The following is a 2,021-nucleotide window of genomic DNA, read 5'->3' on the forward strand; positions in this document are numbered from 1 at the left end:
TGAAAACTGTCCACCCTGTTTTTGGATTACACTCGGGCTTTTGGCTCGGGAAACTTGACAGGTGTTATGCATGGAAACGGTTTTAAAAAGTCGTCGCCTTCAACTTTTCCATACGACGTATCACAAATATTCAATCCTCTATATTTGTCCCAAAAGTTTATGGACTTTTACTCATGTCCAGCGTCACAATGCCATCGGTTTAAGCAAAAATAACAAGGAGAAAATCCGATGGAAGAAATCACCTTTAATAGCCACATTCCTCATGACGGACAAAACCAATATGTGTTTGTCCGTTCAGATGCTCATGAAACATGCTGGGGTACATTTGAGACTTGTTCTGTAAGTAAATGCGAGGCCCAAACACTGGAATCGGCAGTCGATAAGTTTACGGCAAAAGTTTACGATGACTGTTCCTTGAATTGTCGCCACGACCCGACATGGCAGCATATGGCGTTATTGGCAAACGACGCCAAACATGCTCAAGAGATGACAGAAACCCTCAAGGAAAAGGGTTATGTCGTTATTGAAGATATTGATGTGTTATGGCCGCAATGTCATCTCAAACTACATATCTGACTTTCGCCAATTCTTCCAAGACGACCTTCATGGTATACCCTTTGCCATAGAACATCTGCACAGATTTCCCACGTGATCCATCAGACCAACCACCGAGCAACATAGCGATTTCGTGTCGGACATCAGCTTCACGTAGGGCATCACGGAAGTTATGGCGAAAAGAATGGAAACTGGTACGATCACCATCGGCGTCAATGGACTTTAAAAATCGAGCAAACCACTTTGAAAAGATGTCTGAGCGATACCCGGTGGTACCTACGCGAATATCAGGAAACAACTTCCCCCGTGGTTTACGCTCAAACTGTTTCAGGTATCGCATGAAGCCCAATTCCAATAACTGAGGGTGAATTGGAACGATACGTTCAGACGCTTTGGTCTTCAATACTTTGTCATCAACACCACGATCTGTCTCACGGGTGATGTTGAAGCACCACACTTTATCCCGGACGATTATATCTTCGACATTCAGTTGGCAGATTTCGTTTAACCGAAGTCCATTGTAAAGTCCGATATACGGAACCCAGAATTCAGCACCAGATTTATCCGACAACGCCGTGAAGATTTTGGTCAACTGATGTTCCGAGAACGGGAGACGTTTATCTTGGGCATGAACCGGATCGGCAACCTTCAAGCCGATTGCAGGATTATGATCCAGCAATTCTTCATCGACGGCCCAATTCAACATCGCAGACAACTTGTTCACATATTTGTTGATTGTGAGTGGTGCCATTGGCTTCATCTTACGCTCACGGGCAATAGCAGATATTTTCACCAACGATTTCTTCGGAAACTTCTTTCGAGCATTCGCAGGTAGATGCCTTACCACATCCATGAATTGGCGGCAATCTTCACGATCAATATCGGCGATGGGTTTATCGGCACCGAAGATGTCTATCAGCACGTTGTAAACCGACTGATACGTCATCACCGTTTTCTTTGACCGATTGCGAGCCGGATCATCCATATATCGCTGGTACAGGTCGTCCAGCGTGATGGAAGGTTTCTTCGGTGTATGAACTTCCAGAACTTCTTCCACTACCGTTTTAATTAACGTTCGAAGACCATCAACGTCGGATAACGGTGGAGCTTTGATCTGTGGGTCGTGTGTATCACTTTTGTGTATCAGTGTGGACCAGCCAGAATTGTCATTTAAAACGACACCACGGGCTTCTGTAATAATCTGTTCAACCTCATTGCAGACGGTTCGGTAACGTCGCACAGCGGTGCTATAATCGGCAGTATTTAGCGATTTAAGGAATTCTTTGCGACCGATATTATCTTGAATGTCATGAGGAACCCGACGACGGTATCGCCAGATATTTCCACGCCGATATAGGTTGGGGAGTTTAGCCATTATGACCACCCCCGATACACCGTGTGTACCAGTTGTGTGTTTCACTTTGCCGATTCTGGCTAAAAACGATCAGAAAACCGATGATAAGAAT

General features: G+C 44.9%; 2 protein-coding genes. One reads left to right on the forward strand and one right to left on the reverse strand.

The window, feature by feature from the left end; genetic code table 11:
• Positions 1–228 precede the first annotated feature (228 nt).
• Positions 229–576, forward strand: a complete 348-nt coding sequence (locus IEW74_RS17155) for a hypothetical protein (protein WP_188667397.1) — start codon at positions 229–231, stop codon at positions 574–576.
• On the opposite strand, the gene IEW74_RS17160 is transcribed toward IEW74_RS17155, so the two are convergent.
• On the reverse strand, positions 560–1,930 hold the full coding sequence (locus IEW74_RS17160; RefSeq protein WP_188667399.1) for a DUF6538 domain-containing protein: 1,371 nt from the start codon (positions 1,928–1,930) through the stop codon (positions 560–562). The genes IEW74_RS17155 and IEW74_RS17160 overlap by 17 nt on opposite strands.
• Positions 1,931–2,021: the final 91 nt, after the last annotated feature.

It is taken from the genome of Terasakiella brassicae (assembly GCF_014641495.1).
Classification (GTDB): domain Bacteria; phylum Pseudomonadota; class Alphaproteobacteria; order Rhodospirillales; family Terasakiellaceae; genus Terasakiella; species Terasakiella brassicae.

Bases quoted from the DNA above. Each gene is read 5' to 3' on its own strand.
- IEW74_RS17155 (WP_188667397.1), top strand. From the start codon at position 229: ATGGAAGAAATCACCTTTAATAGCCACATTCCTCATGACGGACAAAAC.
- IEW74_RS17160 (WP_188667399.1), bottom strand. From the start codon at position 1,930: ATGGCTAAACTCCCCAACCTATATCGGCGTGGAAATATCTGGCGATAC.